We start from the raw sequence: 21,007 nt of genomic DNA on the forward strand, positions 1-21,007 counted from the left end.
CCCAAATAATATCAAAATAAATTAGAATGAAATACGACATCATTATTATTGGAAGTGGACCTGGCGGATACGTTACAGGGATTAGAGCAAGTCAGTTAGGCTTTAAAGTTGCCATTGTAGAAAAAGAGTCTTTAGGCGGAATCTGTTTAAATTGGGGCTGTATACCTACAAAAGCATTGTTAAAATCTGCACAAGTGTATGATTATTTAAAGCATGTAGACCAATATGGTTTAAAGGCAGAAGCAATTGACAAAGATTTTGATGCTGTAATTAAAAGAAGTCGTGGTGTTGCTGACGGAATGAGTAAAGGAGTTTCTTTTTTAATGAAGAAAAACAAAATTGATATTATAAACGGTTTTGGAAAAATTAAAACGGGTAAAAAAGTTGATGTTACTGCAGAAGATGGTACCGTTACAGAATACAGTGCAGACAATATAATTATTGCAACTGGTGCTCGTTCTAGAGAATTGCCTAGTTTGCCTCAGGATGGTGAAAAAGTAATTGGCTATAGAAAAGCAATGACTTTACCTAAGCAACCAAAATCTATGATTGTAGTAGGTTCTGGAGCTATTGGTGTAGAGTTTGCGCATTTTTACAATACCATGGGCACCGAGGTAACTATTGTAGAATACATGCCAAATATTGTACCTGTAGAAGACATAGACGTATCGAAACAATTTGAGCGATCTATTAAAAAAGCAGGTATTAAAGTAATGACAAATGCTTCTGTAGAGTCTGTTGATACTTCTGGTGAAGGTGTTGTTGCTACTGTAAAAACTAAAAAAGGAGAAGAAACTCTAAAAGCTGATATTTTGCTATCTGCTGTAGGAATTAAATCGAATATAGAAAATATAGGTTTAGAAGATGTTGGTATTATTGTTGACAGAGATAAAATTTTAGTGAACGATTTTTACCAAACAAACATACCAGGTTATTATGCAATTGGTGATGTGGTACCAGGACAAGCATTGGCACACGTTGCTTCTGCAGAAGGTATTACTTGTGTAGAAAAATTAGCAGGTTTGCATACAGAGCCAATTGATTATGGCAATGTACCAGGTTGTACCTACGCAACACCAGAAATTGCTTCTGTAGGTATGACAGAGGCTAAAGCCATTGAAGCTGGTTACGAAATTAAAGTTGGTAAATTTCCTTTTTCTGCCTCTGGTAAAGCAACGGCAGCAGGAACTACTGATGGTTTTGTTAAAGTAATTTTTGATGCCAAATATGGCGAATGGTTAGGATGCCATATGATTGGTGCTGGTGTTACCGACATGATTGCTGAAGCAGTTTTAGGTCGTAAATTAGAAACTACTGGGCATGAAGTGTTAAAAACAATTCACCCACACCCTACCATGAGTGAAGCTGTTATGGAAGCAGTTGCAGATGCATATGATGAAGTAATACATTTGTAAAAATTAGTTCATATTTAAACAAAAAAATACCTTCTAAAATTAGAAGGTATTTTTTTGTGATATAAATTATATTACTCTATTTTAATGTAACTAACTGAGGTAATTTTATCTTAATACAGCAGATACATTCTTCTCAAAAGTTTGAAGTAATTTTTGCATTACTTTATCTATTTGTTTCTCTGTTAATGTTTTAGAAACATCTTGTAATAAAAAACTAACCGCATAAGATTTTTTACCCTCAGGTAGTTTATCGCCTTGATAAACATCAAATAAATCTACTTCTTTTAATAGGTTTTTCTCTGCCTGAAAAGCTAAGTTATGTATTTCATTATAAGTAATCTTATCATCTAAAAGCAAAGCCAAATCTCTTTTTACAGCAGGAAATTTAGGTAATTCAGATACTTTCATCTTTTTATTACTTGCTAATTTTAAAATAGCATCCCAATTAAAATCTGCAAATAAAACTTCTTGTTTTATACTAAATTCTTTTAATATAGGCTGAGAAACAACTCCAAATTCAACTACTTTAGATTTTCCTAAATTAATTGATATACCTTCAGAAAAAATATCCTGTTTAGTGGGTGTAGTTTTTAAGTTAGAAATACCTAATCTCTCTAAAATATTAATAACAATTCCTTTTGCATAAAAGAAATCAGATTTTTTGTTTTCTACAGTCCAATTATCTTTATTTTGATTCCCTGTAAAAAACAATGTTAAATGCTTATCCTCTTGATATTTATCATTGTATTTATGATATGTTTTTCCGAATTCGAAAAACTGCAGTGCATTATTTTTTCGATTGATATTGTAAGAAACAGACTCTAAACCACTAAATAATAACGATTGACGCATTACTTTTAAATCGTTACTCAACGGATTTAACATGGTTACATTCGCGTCTTCATTTATGTTTTCTGATAAATGTACATATGAAGGTTTTGTTAAAGAATTTGCCATTGTTTCATTAAACCCAAGCGCACTTAATTGATTAGCAACTATGTTTTCTAATTTCGTTTGATTATTAGTATCAAAAGAAATAGAGCTATTTAGTTTATGAGAAAAAGCAATGTTATTGTAGCCATAAACTCTTAAAATTTCTTCTATAATGTCTGCTTCTCTTTGTACATCTGTTCTGTAAGAAGGTATGGTTAAACCAAGGCCACCATCGTTTTCACTATTAATTTTAATTTCTAAAGAAGCTAAAATATTTTTTATTGTTTCTTTTGGTATTTCTTGCCCTATTAATCGGTAAGCATTTTCATAAGAAAGAAATACTTGACATTCTTCTGCTCTTTTAGGATAAAAATCTGAAATATCAGACCCCATTTTACCTCCTGCAATTTCTTCAATCAATAAAGCAGCTCTTTTTAAAGCATATTCACAAGAATTAATATCGATACCACGCTCGAAACGGAAAGAAGCATCTGTATTTAGACCATGTCTTTTGGCGGTTTTTCTAACACTAACAGGATTAAAGTAAGCACTTTCTAAAAATATTGAGGTTGTTTTTTCTGTAACACCAGATTCTAAACCACCAAATACACCAGCTATACAAAGCGGATTTAACTCCGCATCACAAATCATTACATCTTCTTCAGATAATTCTCTTTCTACCCCATCTAAAGTGGTAAATTTTGTGCCTTGCTTAAGTGTTTTAACAATAATTTTGTTACCATTTATTTGATTTGCATCAAATGCATGCAATGGTTGCCCTAACTCATGAAGCACATAATTTGTAATATCTACAATATTATTTTTTGGTGTTAAACCTATTGCTTTTAACTTATTTTTAATCCATTCTGGCGATTCTTTTACCACAACATCTGTAATGGAAATCCCGCAATAACGTGGCACCAACTCTTTATTATCAATTTCTACATCAATTCTTAAAGTTCTTTCATCTACATGAAAATTACTTACTGATGGAGAAATCAATTCTAACTGAATATCTTTTTGTATTAATCCTGCACGCAAATCTCTAGCAACACCATAGTGACTCATAGCGTCAGATCTATTAGGTGTTAAGCCTATTTCGAAAACTGCATCTTTTTCTATCTTAAAAACTTCAGATAAAGGAGTTCCAACTGTAAGATTAGACTCTAAAACTAAAATACCATCATGTCCCTTACCCAATCCTAATTCATCTTCAGCGCAAATCATTCCATGACTTTCTTCGCCTCTAATTTTTCCTTTCTTTATTTTAAAACTCTCACCTTTATCATCATACAAAGTTGTTCCTATTGTTGCTACAGGTACTTTCTGCCCTTCAGCAACATTTGGTGCTCCACAAACAATCTGTACAGGTGCATCTAAACCTATATCTACAGTTGTTACTTTTAGCCTATCTGCATTTGTATGCTGTGTACAAGTTAACACCTCGCCAACTACAATACCTTGCAGACTTCCTTTAATAGATTCTACAACTTCTATGCCTTCTACTTCTAAACCTAAATCGGTTAATAATTCGCCTGTTTGTTCAGGTTGCCAATCTACCTGTAAAAACTGTTTTAACCAATTGTATGATATTTTCATGCTTCTATTGAGTTTTAATCGTGCAAATTTACTGAAAATCTAGTTTTTATTCTGCTTTTTCATTTTAAAAATAGCAGTTTATTTTAAACAAATTATAAAGTATAATGAATAGCAACCAAAGAAATATTTAGAAGTCTTAAATTGATTTTATAAATGACTTTTAAAAAGGGTTAAATTGAAGTAAAAATAAACAATTGAAATATTAAGCAGTTTTATACGCTTCTAAAAATCTTTGTGTCTATCTGTTTAAAAAAGTAAAAATAAATTTTTGCAAAAGTAGCACCAATAGTAATACCTACGATGATATCTATTGGAAAATGAACCCCTAAATAAAGCCTGCTGTAAGCAAATACTAGAGGGAAAAGAATGACAAAATAAATATACTTATAAATGTCTTTTAATAACAAAATAACAAATACAGAAAAGAACGTAGATGTAGTTGCATGACCAGACATAAAGCTAAAACTCTGCGGGTTAATCAAGGTTCTTAACAAATGTTTAATTTCTGGATCGTTATTTGGACGTAAACGTTGAACTGAATTTTTAATTAAATTGGTAAATTGATCTGAAAAAGCAACCAATAAAATCATACTAAAAATCATAAATCCACCTCGTTTCCAACCAAAATTTTTAATAACCAAATAGAAAATAAAAATAAAAAGAGGACTCCAATATAACTGATTGGTAATTGCTAACCAGATAAAATCCCATTCAGTATTACCCAAATTATTTAAAAAAATAAGAAGATTTTTATCAATCTGAATTAGCTTTTCCATTTAATTAGTTCTTAATTTTTAATACTTCAACTTCAAATACCAGATCTGATTTTGCAGGAAATGGTCCAAATTTATCGGCACCATATCCTAAATAATACGGTATAAATAAACGAGCCTTCTCTCCTTCTCTCATTAATAAAACTCCTTCTTTAAACCCTGTAATCATTGGGTTATTAAAATCGTTTAATTGACATTCAAAAGGAGTATTATCTTTTAAAGTAGATTTTATTTTTGTACCGTCTGCAGTGTACAAAGTATAATGAATTGACAACCGTTTGCTATCAATTACTTTTTGTCCGGTTGTTTTTTTTAACTTTAAAATTCTTAGTCCAGAGCTTGTTTTTTTTGCGTTGTTTTCATCCATCTTAGCTAAAAAACGTTTCTTTTTAAGCAAATATGATGCATATCTTGCTTTTTCTACAGTTATTGCAGCATTTTTTAGTTCTTCTTCAGACTCAGAAAAACTTGCTAATTCTCTATCAAATATAGAAGTAGAATTAAAGTTATTGGCAAACTCACCAATTCTTATAATTTTTATATCTTCGATTGTATCATTTACAGCTATTTGATTTACAACAGCCATTCTTAAAGAATCGATAGATTTTTTTAACTGTACAGAATCTTTGATTTTCTTTTTTAATTCTTTTAACTGTAAAGAATTAACAATTGTTTTACCAAAAACAGTATGCTTACCATCTAAATGCGGTATCGATCTGTGGGTTATAAAAAATTGAGAATTGTTAGTTGCTTTCCCACCATTTGCCATCGAAAGAATTCCTTTGTCATTGTGTTTAAACTTTAAATCTCCATTTTTTGCTGTCGGAAATTCATCTCCAAAAGAATACCCTACATTTTTTTTACCTTCAGAAGTAAAACCACCTGCTTGAATTACAAAATTTCTTACAACTCTATGAAAAATAACATCTTCATAAAAATTTTTATCTTTAAGAGAGTCGGTTAATCTACTATGACTACCTTCTACTAAAGCCAAAAAATTTGCAACTGTCATTGGCACATCTTTAGCATATAACTGCACCAGAATAGCCCCCTTGTTTGTTGAAAATTCTGCATATAACCCGTCTTTTAAATCACTATATTTTGGTGATTTACAGGCAGCAAATAAAATGGCAAAAAGTAGAAGATAGCTTAGTTTTTTCATTAAAATTATTTTAATTCTAATAATTCTACTTCAAATATTAATGTAGAAAAAGGCTTGATGTCTGCTCCTTTTTGTTGAGCTCCGTAAGCTAATTCTTGTGGTATAAAAAACTTGTATTTTGCACCTTCATTCATTAATTGCACACCTTCTGTCCAACCTTTAATTACTTGGTTTAAACCAAACTCAGATGGAGTTCCTCTATCTACAGAGCTATCAAAAACCTTCCCTTCTATATTAGTACCATGATAATGTACTTTTACTTTAGCTGTAGGTCCTGCAGGTTTGTTTCCTTTTCCTTTTTTAAGCACTACGTATTGCAAACCACTTGCTGTAGTTACAACTCCTTTTTTAGTTTTATTATCTGCTAAAAAATCTTCACCTGCTTTTTTATTATCTGCAAATTTGGTTAAAGCTTCTTGTTCCATTTTAGCTTGTTGTTCTTTCATTTTTTCTGCTTGCTGTTTTTGAAAAAACACTCTTAAAAAACCATTTAAATCTTTGGTATCGATTAACAAATTTGTAGAATCGATTCCGTTTTTATAGCCTTGTAAAAATAAATCTCTATCAGCATTTTTAAAATTAGCTTTTACTTTAATAGCCATATCTAATCCTAAAGCATAACTAGCAGAATCGATTTCTGTTTCTAAAGATTTTACTTCTTTTAATTGGTTTCCGCAAGAAAACAATGATGCTGCAACTGCAATTGTTGCAATACTTCTAACTACTTTCATTTTTTATTATTTATGTTAATTAATGTTACTGTACTTTTTATTGATTGATTAATACCTATTTTATTACCGTCTCCTACAATACCAAAAGCATTATATGACGGAATTATAAAGGTAATTGTTTCTCCTAATTTCATTAACTTTATTCCATTTTGTAATGCAGAAATAAAATCTTCTTTGTCTACTTTATATTGTTTTAAACCGAGCTCTTCTTCACTGTATATTATGTTATTCTCTAAATCAGAAATTTCATAACGAATGGTAACAAGATCTCCTTCTACTGGCGAAACTAAATTCTTTTTACTTTTTTTAATGTAAGTATACCAAAAACCATTAGACGACATTAAATAAGAATTGCTTGAATCTTTTCTTATAATTGCTGCTATTTTTTTGTCTTCTTTAGTATTTAATTTTATAGATTGGCTAAGTGTTTCGCTTAAAATGGTAGCTGATGGTTTTGGGTTTATTGGCCTTCTGGGTGTTGTTTTAGAACATCCGAAACAAATAACCATTAAAAAAATTAGCAGCTTACTTTTCATAAGACGATTTTAATTCTGTTAAATATGTTGGTAATAATGTTACAAACTTTGTAACAGTTTCTGGCATAGAAATTTCAGATTTACCACCAGCAGCATTATCATGACCGCCACCAGAAAAATGATTTCTAGAAAAATTATTGACAGAAAAGCTTCCTTTGGATCTAAAAGATATTTTTACAATTTTCTGTTCTGCATCTTCAATAAAAATAGCGGCAAAAACAATTCCTTTTAGAGATAATGCATAATTTACAACACCTTCTGTATCTCCTTTTTTAAAATCGAACCGTTTTTTTTCTTCAGATGAAAGCGTAATATACGCAGTATTATAACTTGGTAAAATTTGCAAATTACTTAAAGCTTGCCCTAATAATAAGAGTCTATTGTAAGAATTTGCATCATATACATTGCTATGTATTTTGTCATTTTTTGCGCCTTTATCAATTAAATCTGCAATAATTCTGTGTGTTTTACTAGTGGTAGATCGGTAACGAAAAGACCCGGTGTCTGTCATAATACCTGTGTATAGACAAGTAGCAATAGCTGCATCAATCAACCCCAAATCATTATTCATTTCAATAAATTGATACACCATCTGACTAGTAGCACAAACAGATACATCAGAATACATATAGGTAACATCATCGGGTTGTTGATGATGATCTATCATAGCAAAATCATTCGGATATTTTTCAAGAGTATTTTGCATATCAGCACCAACTCTATGTAAAGTATTAAAATCTAAAAGAAAAATAATATCAGAATTATCGATTGCTTTAACGGATTGATTGTTTTGCCAATCGAATCTGTAAGTGGTATTAGAACCAGGTAACCAATGTAAAAAATCTGGATATTCATTTGGCACTACCACAGTAGCTTTATGACCTTTTTTATCAAAATAATGTTTTAAAGCCAAGGTAGAACCCATAGCATCGCCGTCTGGGTTTCTGTGCCCAACAACAACAATATTTCTTGGCTTTGCAAGAAAGGTTTTTAATGCTTCAAATCCTTTTAAAATCATAAGGTGCGAATATACAATTTAATTAAAAAATTTATGTAATTTCGCGCCGAATTTAAGAAAACTTGAAAAACATTAATAATGGCAACAAATAGAACATTTACTATGCTAAAACCAGATGCTGTAGAAAACGGACATACTGGTGCAATTTTAGAAAAAATTAATGCTGCAGGATTTAGAATTGTAGCATTAAAGAAAACACAAATGACCAAAGCAGATGCAGAAGCTTTTTATGCAGTACATAATGAGCGTCCGTTTTTTGGTGAACTAGTAGAATTTATGACTAGAGGACCAATTGTAGCTGCAATTTTAGAGAAAGAAAATGCTGTTGAAGATTTTAGAACTTTAATTGGTGCTACAAACCCAGCTGATGCTGCAGAAGGTACTATTAGAAAATTATATGCAACTTCTATGGGAGAAAATGCTGTACATGGTTCAGATTCTGATGACAATGCACAAATTGAAGGAAACTTTCATTTTTCTGGAAGAGACCAATTTTAGTATCATTCAATTCAAAAATAAAAAAACTTGTAGCTTAACAACTACAAGTTTTTTTGTTAAAAGTAACTCTTATACTAGTAGTAATTTAGAAATTACCTGATCTCCAATTTCTTCATTTAACATTTTTATTATTTTTTCTTTTCCGTAACTTAATTCTTCTCTTAAAACAGATGAACTTAAGCTAATAATTAATGTTTTGTTTTGATATCGAATACTAGTAGTATGATTGGCAACACCTGGTCCCATCATGCTTGCCCATGCCTCTTCAATCTTAATTTTTTGCATTCCTTTAGTAAGGTTGTTTTCTTTAATAAAACCTTTCATTAAATCTTTTACTGAAAAAGAATCGTTTTCTCTTTTTGCCATTGCTTTCTCTACTCTTAAAATTCGATTAATAAAGATTTATAGTTTAAAAATCTGGTATTCTTTATCTCCTTGTTTTAATATACTTTCTGTTCTATCAACGTGTGTATCGGTTATAAATATCTGCCCAAATTCATCATTATTTACCAAATCTATTATTTGAGCTACTCTTAATTCATCTAACTTATCAAAAATATCATCTAATAATAAAATCGGTGTAACTTTAGATTGTTGTTTGATAAACTCAAATTGTGCTAATTTTAAAGCTATTAAATATGATTTTTGTTGCCCTTGAGAACCAAATTTTTTGATAGGATAATCACCAATATCAAAACTTAAGTCGTCTTTATGAATACCACAAGTAGTGTATTGAATTATTTTATCTTTTACCAAAGATTTCTTTAAAATATCTGGCATAGTAGCGTCATTTAAATGACTTTTGTAAGATAAATTTACATGCTCTTTATCGCCAGAAATTATTTGATACTTTTGATTAAATATTGGAATAAACGCTTCTAAAAATTTCTTTCTAACTTCAAATATACGAGTACCATATTCTGATAATTGATCATCATAAACACTTAAATTTAACGCATCAAAGGTTCTGTTTGCTGCAAAATATTTAAGCAATGTATTTCTTTGTGATAAAACCTTGTTATAAGAAAGTAAATCTTGTAAATATTTCTTATTTTGTTGAGAGATAACACCATCAATAAATTTTCTACGAGTATCACTTCCTTCGGTAACCAAATCTCTATCTGCTGGCGAAATAATCACCAAGGGTAGTTGCCCTATATGTTCAGAGAATTTTTCATAACTTTTGTCATTTCTCTTTAGTACTTTTTTTTGTCCTTTTTTTAAACTACAAACTATTTTTTCATTTCTATCGTTTAAAAGATAATCTCCTTCTATCATAAAAAAACCTTCGCCATGTCTAATATTCTGTATTGCCACAGAATTAAAGTAACTTTTAGTAAAAGACAAATAGTAAATTGCATCTAAAACATTTGTCTTACCAATACCATTGTTACCAACAAAACAATTTATTTTCTTCTGAAAATCAAAAGTTTGCGATGTTATATTTTTAAAATTAAGTAAAGAAAGCTTCTTTAGATACATATTACTTTTTGGGGTTTAAAAAGGAATTGCAAATTATTGAAAATTTGCGAAATATCCGCTTTTAAAATCCAATTAAAAAAACTATTTTTGTCGGCATTAATTTAATAAAATACAATGGCAACTTACAAGAAAAAATATAAAGCAGAGAGTAAAAAAGCAGAAAATATCGTTGATGAATCTGAATTTGAAACCGCAGGTGTTTTAAATACTTTAGATGAAACAGCTTCTAAATCTGAGAAATGGATCGAAAAAAACAGCAAACCTTTATTCTATTCATTAGTTGGTGTGGTTGTTCTTTTTATTGCTTTTTTAGCCTATAATAAGTATGTTGTAGAACCTAATGAATTAGAAGCATCTAATGAATTGGCGTTTCCAAGAAAACATTTTGATGAAGCTGCAACTGCAGGTTCTGGTATAGATTCTTTATTGACTCTTGGTTTAGAGGGTGCAGATGGTAAATATGGATTTTTAGATATTGCAGAGGCATTTAGTGGAACTGATGCAGGTAATTTAGCAAACTATTACGCTGGTGCATCATACTTACAAATGAAAGATTACGAGAATGCAATTACTTATTTAAGTAAGTTTAATTCTGATGATAAAATGTTAGGCCCTGTTGCCTTAGGTGCAATTGGCGATGCTTTTGCAGACATCAACCAACAAGAAGACGCTTTAGAATATTATGAAAAAGCAGCTTCTAAACAAAATAATGAGTTTACTACACCTTTATTTTTATTAAAAGCAGGTAAAACAGCTTTATACTTAAAAGAATATAGCAAAGCAACATCTTTATTTACAAAAATTAAAGAAGGTTATGCTAAATCTGACCAAGGTAAAGACATTGAAAAATATATAGCAGCTGCAAAATACGCTGAATAATAGTAGTTAATTGTTTTAAGAAGTTCTTAAAATAAAAGCTTAATAAAAAAAACAATTAATGGCAACAACAAATTTATCTTACTACGATAAAACAACAATCCCAAATGCGAAGTCTTTTCGATTTGGGATTGTTGTTTCTGAATGGAATTCAGAAATAACTTCTAACCTTAAAAAAGGGGCAATAGAAACTTTAATTGATTGTGGTACACTAGAAGAAAATATTATTTCTTGGGATGTACCTGGTAGTTTTGAGCTTATTTATGGTTGTAAAAAAATGGTGCAACACCAAGAATTAGACGCTGTAATTGCCATTGGAAACGTAATACAAGGAGAAACAAAACATTTCGATTTTGTTTGCGAAGGTGTTACACAAGGTATTGTAGATCTAAATATTAAGCAAGACACACCCGTTATTTTCTGTGTACTAACAGACAATACAAAGCAACAATCTATTGATAGATCTGGGGGTAAACTTGGTAACAAAGGAATTGAATGTGCTATTGCTGCTATAAAAATGGCCGCTATAAGAAATAGTGATAAAAAAACAGAAAGCATCGGTTTTTAAAATACCAATCTGTTTTTAAACTTTTTAAAACAGTAGCTTTTGTTAAGAAAATAAAAGGTTTATACTTGAAAAACTCTTTTAAATTCTGTAAATTTGAAATGCCTTTTTTTTTTGGTAAAACAAGTACTATTTTAAACATCTATATTAAAATACTTCTAAAACTATGGGATTTTTAAAAAGAACATACTCTAAATTTGATTACAAGCCACGTTACTATAAAGGAGAAGGAAACCCTTTTAAAATTGAGCACAAATTAGATAAGTTTAGAAAAACTGCAGGAGAAAACAAAAATATTAAAGGCAAATTTAATGATGCCATAGACGATTTAAAAAATCCAGATAAAAGTGTTAATAAGACACTTATAATTATCATTAGTATCTTGGTATTTATCTTCTTGTACATTATCGATTTCGATCTGTCTATATTTAAAAGAAATTAATGTCAGACATTATTCAATTATTACCCGATCATGTTGCAAACCAAATAGCAGCAGGAGAAGTTGTTCAGAGACCCGCTTCTGTTGTAAAAGAGTTATTAGAAAATGCGATAGATGCTGGGGCAAAAAACATTAAGTTATTATTAAAAGATGCTGGAAAATCATTAATACAAGTGATCGATGATGGTAAAGGAATGAGTACTACCGATGCCAGAATGTGTTTTGAACGCCATGCAACATCAAAAATCACAAAAGCAGAAGATTTATTTAACTTATGTACCAAAGGTTTTAGAGGCGAAGCTTTAGCTTCTATTGCGGCAATAGCTCATGTAGAGTTAAAAACAAAAACCGCAAACGAAGAATTAGGCAATTTTATAAAAATTGAAGGTAGTAAAATTAGTGCTCAAGACTTTATAGCCACTAGTAAAGGAACAAGTATTGCTATAAAAAACTTGTTTTACAACATTCCTGCAAGAAGAAATTTCTTAAAATCTAATACTGTAGAAACAAGGCATATTATAGATGAATTTCAACGTGTTGCATTGGCACATCCAGATATTTCGTTTTTAATGCATCATAACAATAATGAGGTGTATCATTTAAAAGCTAGCAATCTAAGAAAAAGGATTGTAAGTGTTTTTGGCGCTAAAATGAATGAAAAACTAGTACCTATTAACGAAAAAACTGGCATTGTTTCTATTGAAGGTTTTGTAGCAAAACCAGAATATTCTAAAAGAAAACGTGGCGAACAATTCTTTTTTGTCAACGACAGGTTTATAAAAAGTTCTTATCTAAACCATGCTGTTGTTAATGCTTTTGATGGCCTTTTAGAACAAGGAGCACATCCGTCATACTTTTTGTATTTAACGGTACCAGCAAATACGATTGACATCAATATTCATCCTACTAAAACAGAAATTAAATTCGATAATGAAAAGGACTTGTATGCTATGTTAAGAGCAACTGTTAAGCATAGTTTAGGGCAATACAATGTTGCCCCTATATTAGATTTTAATAGAGATGCTACCCTAGACACACCTTATCATTTAAATACTACAAAACATCAATCGAGTACAACACCTAAAATTTCAGTAGATCCAGATTTTAACCCTTTTAAAGAGCAAGAAGATAAAGTACCTCATGTTGCTTACCATAAGGAAAAACAAACAGATAACTGGCAATCTCTATACACTTCTACTCTATCTATAACAGACAAAGAAGAACAAACAGAACTGTTTAACGACAAGGCTACAACTTCTAATAAAACATTTCAAATACAGCGAAAATATTTATTTAGTTCAATAAAATCTGGGGTTGTTTTAATTAATCAATCATTAGCGCATCAACGAATATTATACGAAGAATTTTTAGAAAGCATTACTGTAAAAGAAGCAAACAGTCAGCAACTACTATTCCCTGTAAAAATATCGTTTACATCTGCAGAAATTGAGATGATTTATACGATAAAAACAGAATTAGAAAATGCAGGTTTTTCGTTTGATGAATTTACAAAAGACAGTGTAACAATTAAAGGAATTCCGGTTTCGGTTACAGAAAGTAAAATAACAATAATTTTAGAAGAGTTGTTAAGTGATATTGATTTAGAAGTACCTGATGCAAGTTTTAGCCACTTTGATATTATGGCGAAATCTTTTGCAAAAACATTGTCTATAAAAACAGGAACGCAACTGTCTGAAAAAGAACAAGAAGGCTTAGTAGATGATTTATTTTCTTGTAAAGAACCAAGCATCTCTCCTTTCGGAAAACCTACCTTTAAAACATTAACTTTAAACCAAATAGACCAACTATTTAATAGCTAAAAATGAATAAAATTACAGATGCCATAAAACATTTAATAATTATAAATATTATTTTATTTGTAGCTCCGCAATTATTACAAATAGATTTTTCTAACATATTAGCATTGCATTTCCCTAAAAACGAACATTTTGGTTTGTGGCAATATGTATCGCATATGTTTATGCATGGTGGTTTTGGACATATATTATTTAACATGTATGGTTTGTGGGCATTTGGTACTCCTTTAGAACAAATGTGGGGTAAAAATAAATTTATATTCTTCTATTTTTCTGCAGGATTAGGGGCTGGTGTTATATATACATTGGCTAATTATTATCAATTTAATAGCATTTATGAACTTTTTGTTGATGCAGGATTGAATCCAACAGAAATAATGACTATTTTAGAAAATGCATCTACCAGTGATAGTAGAGTTGTGCAAAACATATCTCAAGAACAATTTAGTAAAGTTATTGGTCTATACAATGCAAAAGCTGTAGGTGCTTCTGGTGCTGTTTATGGTGTTTTAGTAGCATTTGGTATGTATTTTAAAGATGCAAAATTAGCGTTGCTATTTTTCCCAGTACCTATTGCTGCAAAATACTTTATACCGATAATTTTAATTTTTGATTTGTTTTTTGGAATGACAAAATACTCTGTTGGTAATATTGCTCATTTTGCTCATATTGGTGGCGCTTTAATAGGGTTTTTAATAGCATTGTATTGGAAAAAAAATCAATTTAAATTTCATTAATGAGCTTCAAAAACAACTTATTGTCGAAATACAAAAACGGGAGTATTGTAGAGAAATTAATTTATATTAATATTCTTGTTTTTGTAGTAACATTATTAACAAGTGTTTTTAAAGACTTGTTTAAAGTTGAAAATAATTTTATTGTTAGTTGGTTTGCTTTAGAAGACAACCTTGATTCATTAATATTAAAACCATGGTCTATTGTTAGTTATGGTTTTTTACATGCAGATTTTGTTCACTTATTACTAAACCTTATCACACTTTACTTTATTGGTAATTTGTTTATTGAGTATTTTAAACAAAAACAGCTAATAACATTTTATTTGGTAGGTACGTTTTTTGGTGGATTGGTCTTTTTAATAAGTCATAATTACTTTCCTTTATTTCAAGGACAAAATAGCACACTAGTTGGAGCGTCTGCAGGTATTTCTGCAATATTTATAGGCATTGCAACATACATACCAAACTACCAACTAAAAATTCGTTTTATTGGCTTTGTAAAGCTTTGGTATTTAGCATTAATTTGGGTTGTTTTAGATGTTTTAGCTTTATCTGGCAGTAATGCTGGCGGACATTTTGCGCATCTTGGTGGTGCTTTATTTGGATTTTTATATGTTAAAAAAGCAACCGATAACAATACTTCGATTTGGGAAACATTCATTTCTTTTATAACTCCAAAAAAGACCGCTTTAAAAACAGTTTACAAATCAAAAAAAAAGAAACAGAAAAGCACAAAAAATACTAATTTAAATCAGCAACAGATTAATACAATTTTAGATAAAATTAGTGCTTCTGGATATGATACTTTAACCAAAGAAGAAAAAGAATTTTTATTTAAGCAAGGTAAATAATAGCATGAAAAAACGATCCCCTATAAATGTCCTCTTATTTTTTATAAATTCTCTAGCAGCAACATTATTACTGTTTTCATATGCGCTACCTTATGTTTCACCAAAATCGATACCTGTATTTGCAGTTTTAAGTTTACTAGTACCAGTATTACTAGTTATAAACATCGGTTTTTTTATTTTTTGGTTAATCAAATTAAAAAAACAACTTTTATTAACAGTATTTGTATTAGCTATTGGTTGGTTTTCTATAACACCATTTTACAAACTTTCTAAAAAAAACACCTCTTTAAATACCGATTTAAAGGTAATGAGTTATAATGTTAGAATGTTTAACCACTGGAAATGGTTACAAAAAGAAGGAGTTGAAAATGAAATTTCGAATTTTATATCAGAAAATGATCCTGATGTTTTGTTGATACAAGAAAATATGTCTGTAAAAAAATACGAATTAGATTTCCCTTACAAATACATTCAAAAAAAGTATCAAAATGGTAGATTTGGTATGGCAATTTATTCGAAGTTACCAATAATAAAGAAAGGATATTTAAAATTAGAAAACACGTCAAATAGTATCATTTTCGCAGATATAATTAGACAAAAAGATACAATAAGAGTGTATAACTTACACTTACAATCACTTAGTATTTCGCCTGATAAAGAAAATTTTGGCAAAGAAAATTCAGAAAAATTATTTAAGACATTAAAAGAAAGTTTTAAAAAACAAGCAGAACAAACAACCCTTTTTTTAGCACACGAAAAAGATTGGAAAGGCAAAAAGATAGTCTGTGGCGATTTTAATAATACTGCCTATTCTTGGGTTTACAATCAAATTTCTAAGAATAAAAAAGATGCTTTTATTGAGGCCGGACAAGGTTTTGGAAAAACATTTAAATATCCTTTTCCGCTTCGTATCGATTTTATTCTAACAGACAATAAAGCCGCTATTAATCAGTTTAACACATACGCTGTAGAATACTCTGACCACTACCCTATTTTAGCCAGAATAAACTGGTAAAAGTTATTTTTTAAAGCCATAATTTCTTTCAACCAAGCAAACACGTAATTGGTATTGTTGATACCATTTTTCGCGACCTAATTTTCTTGATTCAGAATGTTCAATGTCATTCTTCCATGCTATAATATCGGCTTCAGTTTTCCAATAAGAAATTGTTATCCCAATATCAGCTCTTGCAGATTCTACTCCTAAAAAACCTTTCTGTAATTTTGCCAAATTCTTCATCCTAACAGCCATTTCTTCATAACCAGAGCTTGTATTAGATAGCAAAGAGGTGAAAATTACAGCATAATAAGGGGTTTCAAAATTTTCTTGTAACATCTTAATTTAAAAATACGTTTATAGGTAAATATTAGTTGTCTAAGACTAAAGTAAACTTTTAGAAATATAAATTGATAATTTTTAACAATAAAATTACATGTTATTGCCAATCAACTTTAAAAATTATCAATAAAATTGTAGATTTGTTGCACTTAAATGTACCCAAATGACTGCACAAAAAAACGTTGCTTTTTACACCTTAGGCTGCAAGCTAAACTTTTCTGAAACTTCTACAATAGCACGTAATTTTGTGAATGAAGGCTTTAATAGAGTCGATTTTGAAGAAAAAGCAGATGTGTATGTTATTAATACTTGTTCTGTTACAGACAATGCAGATAAAAGATTTAAAACAATTGTTAAAAATGCTTTGAAAAAAAATGAAGATGCCTTTTTAATTGCAATTGGCTGTTATGCACAACTAAAGCCAGAAGAATTGGCTGCCATAGATGGTGTAGATTTAGTTTTAGGTGCAACAGAAAAATTTAATGTAACTAGTTATATCAACGATTTAACCAAAAATAATGTTGGCGAAGTTCATTCTTGCGAAATTACAGAAGCAGATTTTTATGTAGGCTCTTACTCTATAGGAGATAGAACGCGTGCATTTTTAAAAGTACAAGATGGTTGCGATTATAAATGCACCTATTGTACCATACCGTTAGCCAGAGGTATTTCTAGATCTGACACCCTTAATAATGTTCTTAAAAATGCAAGTGAAATTGCAAACAAAGGCATTAAAGAAATAGTTTTAACAGGCGTTAATATCGGTGATTACGGAAAAGGTGAATTTGGCAATAAAAAACACGAACACACCTTTCTAGAGTTGGTAAAAGAGTTAGATACTGTTAAAGGAATTCACCGTTTAAGAATTTCTTCTATTGAACCTAACCTATTAAAAGATGAAACAATTGCTTTTGTGGCAAAATCGAACTCTTTTGTACCTCATTTTCACATTCCGTTACAATCTGGAAGTGATGCATTATTAAAAAAAATGAAACGTAGGTATCTTACCAATACCTATACAGATCGAGTAGATAAGATTAAAAAAGAAATGCCAAATGCCTGTATTGGTGTTGATGTAATTGTTGGTTTCCCTGGCGAAACAGATGAGCTGTTTTTAGAAACATATAACTATTTAAATGAAATGGATATTTCATATTTACATGTTTTTACCTATTCGGAAAGACCAAATACAGAGGCAATTCATTTAGAAGGCCTTGTCCCTAAAAAAGTACGTGCTAAAAGAAGTAAAATGTTACGTGGGTTATCGGCTAAAAAAAGACGTTCATTTTACGAGAGTCAGTTAGGTAATACGTTAACTGTTTTATTTGAAAGCGAGAACAAAGAAGGCTACATCAATGGTTTTACAGAAAATTATGTAAAAGTAAAAACACCTTGGAATCCGGATTTGGTAAATACACTACACACTGTTAAACTAACTGAAATTGATGAAGATGGCCTAGTGAGGTTTGATTTTATTGAAAGCTAAAATAAATTACTATGAAATATATACTTATAAGTTTTTTGATGATTGCTACTGCATGCAACCGTCAAATAACAACATCTACCAAAAAATCAACTCAGAACACTAAAGAAGTATCCAGCGAAAAAGAGACCACAAATATGCAAGATTTAAGTAGTACTCTAATTGTTGTATTAAACAATGCCAATGAAATTGAAAATGCTAAGTCTTTAATTACAAACAGTGGCTTAACTTGGCAGTCTGTAGTTATAAACAAAGAAAATTTTAAAGCCGCGTTGATAAAAGTACCTACTGATAAAAAAGAATTTTGGCTTAATCGCTTAAAATCTGACAATACTTTTTATTCGGTAGATGAAAATAAAAAAGAGACTTTACAAAATATTGTTTCTATTTCTGACAACACAATTGTTAAAATACGTAAAACTGCATGCAGAGGTTATTGCCCTGTTTTTACTGCCTTTTTACTAAATGATGGTACCCTTGTTTTTAACGGGCTTAAAAATACGCTTATAGAAGGTAAAAGAGAGGTTGTTATTTCTAAACTTGAAGTAGGCGAAATTAAAAAAATGTTTGAAGCTGTTACTGTAAGTAGTCTTAATCAAAATTTCACCAATGCAAATTTAATGGATGTACCAAGTACTTTTATAAATTACAGAGAGCATCAAATAGAAATTCAAGTTTGGAAAAACGTACCATCAAAACTTAAAAATGCCTATGACTCTTTTGAAAAAATATTAAAAGAGCAAAAAATGATAAAATAAGGAATGGCTAAAATTCCGATATATTGTATTCCTGGTTTAGGTTCTGGACCTGAGATTTTTAAAAATTTAAATTTATCAGAAGAACTTTATGAAGTTTTTACCTTAAAATGGATAGAACCGATTTCTAATCAAGAAGAGATTACCGATTATGCACAAAGAATGTGTAAACATGTGATAAAAGAAAACCCGGTACTTTTAGGAGTTTCTTTTGGAGGAATTATGGCACAAGAAATGGGGAATCATTTAAATTGTAAAAAAATTATTCTTATTTCCAGTTTAAAACATCAAACAGAAAAACCTAAAATATTTAAGTTCTTAAAAGTTACTAAATTATACCAACTAGCACCATGTTCATTGATTACTAATTTAGAGCGATATAGAATATTTTTTATCGGAGTAAAACTAAAAAGGAAGTTTAACAATATAAAAACCTATTTAAATTATAGGAATAAAAAACAATTACAATGGGCCATTAAAAACACTTTACTTTGGCAAGTAAAAAAAGAATCAAAAAACATAGTTCATATTCATGGCAACAAAGACGGTGTTTTTCCAATAAAACACATCTCTAATTACATTGAAATAAACAATGGAAATCATAGTATGATTCTTACAAAAGCAAAAGAAATTTCTGCAATTATTAATCGAGTTTTAATAAATAATTAGATAATTTCTTAAATTAGAAAAATCAAAATCAAAAAAAAATATGAAAAAATCAGTTCGTTTTCTTGGCATTATAAGCATCTTAATAATTACATTTTTATTTATAAACGGAATACAAAAAAAAGAAACTTCTGTTGCCGAACCGCTGCATACTAACACCCACGAAACCTATAAAATTAAAGCATTAAAACTACCCGAAAATTTAAATTTAGCTGGCGAAAGAGTACCTATTGAAATACAAGATGTTAAAGAAAGAATGGATAGAGAACTGATGGTAAACACCTATTGGCAATCTAACGGACTATTATTAATTAAAAGGGCGCACAAATACTTTCCTATAATAGAACCTTTGTTAAAAAAATATGGCTTGCCAGAAGATTTTAAATTTTTAGCATTGGCAGAAAGTGGTTTTATAGACGAAACTTCGTCAGTTGGAGCAGCTGGTATGTGGCATTTTATGAAAGCAACAGGTAAAGAGTATGGTTTAGAAATTAACAGCAATGTAGATGAACGCTACCATATTGATAAAGCTACTAAAGTTGCTGCTACCTACTTGTTAAATGCCAAAGAACGTTTTAACTCTTGGACACTTGCCGCAGCTGCATATAATGCTGGTAATTATGGCATTAGTAAAAGGTTAGAAGAACAACAAGTAGATAATTATTATGATGCATTGTTACCAGATGAAACTGAACGTTATGTTTTTAGAATATTAGCCTTAAAAGAAGTAATTACCAACCCAGAAAAGTATGGGTTTGTATTTAAAAAATCTGATTTATATACTTTAAAAGACACAAAAATCATAAAGGTAGATACTGCAATTGCCAACATTACTGTTTTTGCAAAAAAGTTTGGATTAACTTATAAAGAGTTTAAAATTTACAATCCTTGGTTAAGAGAAAATAAACTAAATAATAAAAGTAAAAAAGTATACGAAATAAAAGTGCCAATATAGCAACTGTCTTTTATACGAAGCTATAAATAACAAAAAAGCCTATCGAGAATCGATAGGCTTTTTCTTAAAAAATTAACTAGTAATAAATATATTATAATACTCTTACGTTTACTGCGTTTAATCCTTTTTTTCCATCTTGTAAGTCAAACTCAACTTCATCGTTCTCACGAATTTCATCAACTAATCCTGACACATGTACAAAATGTTCTTTGTTGCTTCCTTCTTCAGTAATAAATCCAAATCCTTTAGATTCGTTGAAAAATTTTACGGTACCTTTATTCATAATAATAATTTAAATGTGTTGTTTATTTAATTACAAACAACATTTTATTGAGTTACAAATATAATGCCATTAATTAACTAAAAGCATAAAAGTA

The 21,007-nt window shown here is 29.8% G+C and carries 23 protein-coding genes; 13 read left to right on the forward strand and 10 right to left on the reverse strand.

The genetic code is table 11. The features are described from left to right. The first annotated feature begins 26 nt into the window (after window positions 1-26). Window positions 27-1,415 carry a dihydrolipoyl dehydrogenase gene (lpdA, locus tag Q0678_RS01950; protein ID WP_299053106.1) on the forward strand — a complete coding sequence of 463 codons (1,389 nt, stop codon included), beginning with the start codon at window positions 27-29 and terminating at the stop codon, window positions 1,413-1,415. 105 nt (window positions 1,416-1,520) lie between these two features. On the opposite strand, the gene pheT is transcribed toward lpdA, so the two are convergent. From pheT to Q0678_RS01980, 6 genes are all read right to left on the reverse strand, one after another. Continuing rightward, window positions 1,521-3,947: a phenylalanine--tRNA ligase subunit beta gene (gene pheT, locus Q0678_RS01955; protein WP_299053110.1), complete on the reverse strand. Its 2,427-nt coding sequence runs from the start codon at window positions 3,945-3,947 to the stop codon at window positions 1,521-1,523. Window positions 3,948-4,159: 212 nt separating this feature from the next. Further along, complete coding sequence (locus Q0678_RS01960; protein WP_299053112.1) at window positions 4,160-4,723, reverse strand: phosphatase PAP2 family protein; 564 nt, start codon at window positions 4,721-4,723, stop codon at window positions 4,160-4,162. Window positions 4,724-4,727: 4 nt separating this feature from the next. Beyond that, window positions 4,728-5,882 carry a peptidylprolyl isomerase gene (locus tag Q0678_RS01965; protein ID WP_299053114.1) on the reverse strand — a complete coding sequence of 385 codons (1,155 nt, stop codon included), beginning with the start codon at window positions 5,880-5,882 and terminating at the stop codon, window positions 4,728-4,730. 5 nt (window positions 5,883-5,887) lie between these two features. Then, the gene (locus tag Q0678_RS01970; RefSeq protein WP_299053116.1) at window positions 5,888-6,613 is read right to left on the reverse strand and encodes an FKBP-type peptidyl-prolyl cis-trans isomerase; all 726 of its coding nucleotides are present in this window, start codon (window positions 6,611-6,613) and stop codon (window positions 5,888-5,890) included. Next, a complete protein-coding gene (gldI, locus tag Q0678_RS01975; protein ID WP_299053119.1) occupies window positions 6,610-7,149 on the reverse strand; it encodes a gliding motility-associated peptidyl-prolyl isomerase GldI in 540 nt (179 codons plus the stop codon). The genes Q0678_RS01970 and gldI overlap by 4 nt, the downstream gene beginning before the upstream one ends. Then, the gene (locus Q0678_RS01980; protein ID WP_299053121.1) at window positions 7,139-8,167 is read right to left on the reverse strand and encodes a bifunctional oligoribonuclease/PAP phosphatase NrnA; all 1,029 of its coding nucleotides are present in this window, start codon (window positions 8,165-8,167) and stop codon (window positions 7,139-7,141) included. Before Q0678_RS01980 ends, gldI begins: the two co-directional genes overlap by 11 nt. 78 nt (window positions 8,168-8,245) lie before the next feature. Here Q0678_RS01980 and Q0678_RS01985 point away from each other — a divergent pair, with 78 nt between their 5' ends. Beyond that, on the forward strand, window positions 8,246-8,665 hold the full coding sequence (locus tag Q0678_RS01985; RefSeq protein ID WP_299053123.1) for a nucleoside-diphosphate kinase: 420 nt from the start codon (window positions 8,246-8,248) through the stop codon (window positions 8,663-8,665). 69 nt (window positions 8,666-8,734) lie between these two features. On the opposite strand, the gene Q0678_RS01990 is transcribed toward Q0678_RS01985, so the two are convergent. Together Q0678_RS01990 and Q0678_RS01995 are read right to left on the reverse strand one after the other, a co-directional pair. Continuing rightward, window positions 8,735-9,031, reverse strand: a complete 297-nt coding sequence (locus Q0678_RS01990) for a DUF721 domain-containing protein (protein WP_299053125.1) — start codon at window positions 9,029-9,031, stop codon at window positions 8,735-8,737. Window positions 9,032-9,067: 36 nt separating this feature from the next. After that, window positions 9,068-10,147 carry a DNA replication/repair protein RecF gene (locus tag Q0678_RS01995; RefSeq protein WP_299053127.1) on the reverse strand — a complete coding sequence of 360 codons (1,080 nt, stop codon included), beginning with the start codon at window positions 10,145-10,147 and terminating at the stop codon, window positions 9,068-9,070. 114 nt (window positions 10,148-10,261) lie between these two features. Between Q0678_RS01995 and Q0678_RS02000 the strand changes: the two genes are divergently transcribed. The 7 genes from Q0678_RS02000 to Q0678_RS02030 all read left to right on the forward strand — a co-directional run bounded on the left by Q0678_RS02000 (window position 10,262) and on the right by Q0678_RS02030 (window position 16,447). Continuing rightward, on the forward strand, window positions 10,262-11,026 hold the full coding sequence (locus tag Q0678_RS02000) for a hypothetical protein (protein ID WP_299053130.1): 765 nt from the start codon (window positions 10,262-10,264) through the stop codon (window positions 11,024-11,026). A 58-nt stretch (window positions 11,027-11,084) separates the two neighbouring features. After that, window positions 11,085-11,591, forward strand: coding sequence for a 6,7-dimethyl-8-ribityllumazine synthase (gene ribH / locus Q0678_RS02005; RefSeq protein WP_299053132.1), 507 nt, complete (start codon window positions 11,085-11,087; stop codon window positions 11,589-11,591). A 163-nt stretch (window positions 11,592-11,754) separates the two neighbouring features. Next, window positions 11,755-12,030 carry a riboflavin synthase subunit beta gene (locus Q0678_RS02010; protein WP_299053134.1) on the forward strand — a complete coding sequence of 92 codons (276 nt, stop codon included), beginning with the start codon at window positions 11,755-11,757 and terminating at the stop codon, window positions 12,028-12,030. Then, the gene (gene mutL, locus Q0678_RS02015) at window positions 12,030-13,847 is read left to right on the forward strand and encodes a DNA mismatch repair endonuclease MutL (RefSeq protein WP_299053137.1); all 1,818 of its coding nucleotides are present in this window, start codon (window positions 12,030-12,032) and stop codon (window positions 13,845-13,847) included. The genes Q0678_RS02010 and mutL overlap by 1 nt, the downstream gene beginning before the upstream one ends. Window positions 13,848-13,849: 2 nt before the next feature. Beyond that, window positions 13,850-14,581, forward strand: coding sequence for a rhomboid family intramembrane serine protease (locus Q0678_RS02020; protein ID WP_299053139.1), 732 nt, complete (start codon window positions 13,850-13,852; stop codon window positions 14,579-14,581). Beyond that, entirely contained in the window at window positions 14,581-15,432 is an 852-nt protein-coding gene (locus Q0678_RS02025; RefSeq protein ID WP_299053142.1) for a rhomboid family intramembrane serine protease, read from the forward strand. The genes Q0678_RS02020 and Q0678_RS02025 overlap by 1 nt, the downstream gene beginning before the upstream one ends. Before the next feature lie 4 nt (window positions 15,433-15,436). Then, entirely contained in the window at window positions 15,437-16,447 is a 1,011-nt protein-coding gene (locus Q0678_RS02030; RefSeq protein WP_299053145.1) for an endonuclease/exonuclease/phosphatase family protein, read from the forward strand. 3 nt (window positions 16,448-16,450) lie between these two features. Here Q0678_RS02030 and Q0678_RS02035 read toward each other — a convergent pair whose 3' ends face one another. Continuing rightward, window positions 16,451-16,768, reverse strand: a complete 318-nt coding sequence (locus Q0678_RS02035) for an antibiotic biosynthesis monooxygenase (protein WP_299053148.1) — start codon at window positions 16,766-16,768, stop codon at window positions 16,451-16,453. A 166-nt stretch (window positions 16,769-16,934) separates the two neighbouring features. Between Q0678_RS02035 and mtaB the strand changes: the two genes are divergently transcribed. The 4 genes from mtaB to Q0678_RS02055 are packed head-to-tail and all read left to right on the forward strand — an operon-like array spanning window position 16,935 to window position 20,630. Then, window positions 16,935-18,257: a tRNA (N(6)-L-threonylcarbamoyladenosine(37)-C(2))-methylthiotransferase MtaB gene (gene mtaB, locus Q0678_RS02040; protein ID WP_299053151.1), complete on the forward strand. Its 1,323-nt coding sequence runs from the start codon at window positions 16,935-16,937 to the stop codon at window positions 18,255-18,257. 11 nt (window positions 18,258-18,268) lie between these two features. Further along, window positions 18,269-19,012, forward strand: a complete 744-nt coding sequence (locus Q0678_RS02045; protein ID WP_299053154.1) for a DUF6438 domain-containing protein — start codon at window positions 18,269-18,271, stop codon at window positions 19,010-19,012. 3 nt (window positions 19,013-19,015) lie between these two features. Next, complete coding sequence (locus tag Q0678_RS02050) at window positions 19,016-19,678, forward strand: alpha/beta hydrolase (RefSeq protein WP_299053156.1); 663 nt, start codon at window positions 19,016-19,018, stop codon at window positions 19,676-19,678. Between the two features lie 40 nt (window positions 19,679-19,718). Beyond that, on the forward strand, window positions 19,719-20,630 hold the full coding sequence (locus Q0678_RS02055) for a lytic transglycosylase domain-containing protein (RefSeq protein ID WP_299053158.1): 912 nt from the start codon (window positions 19,719-19,721) through the stop codon (window positions 20,628-20,630). A gap of 91 nt (window positions 20,631-20,721) precedes the next feature. Here Q0678_RS02055 and Q0678_RS02060 read toward each other — a convergent pair whose 3' ends face one another. Next, complete coding sequence (locus Q0678_RS02060; RefSeq protein WP_036786735.1) at window positions 20,722-20,913, reverse strand: cold shock domain-containing protein; 192 nt, start codon at window positions 20,911-20,913, stop codon at window positions 20,722-20,724. Window positions 20,914-21,007: the final 94 nt, after the last annotated feature.

The sequence above is a fragment of the uncultured Polaribacter sp. genome (assembly GCF_947497125.1).
GTDB lineage: Bacteria > Bacteroidota > Bacteroidia > Flavobacteriales > Flavobacteriaceae > Polaribacter.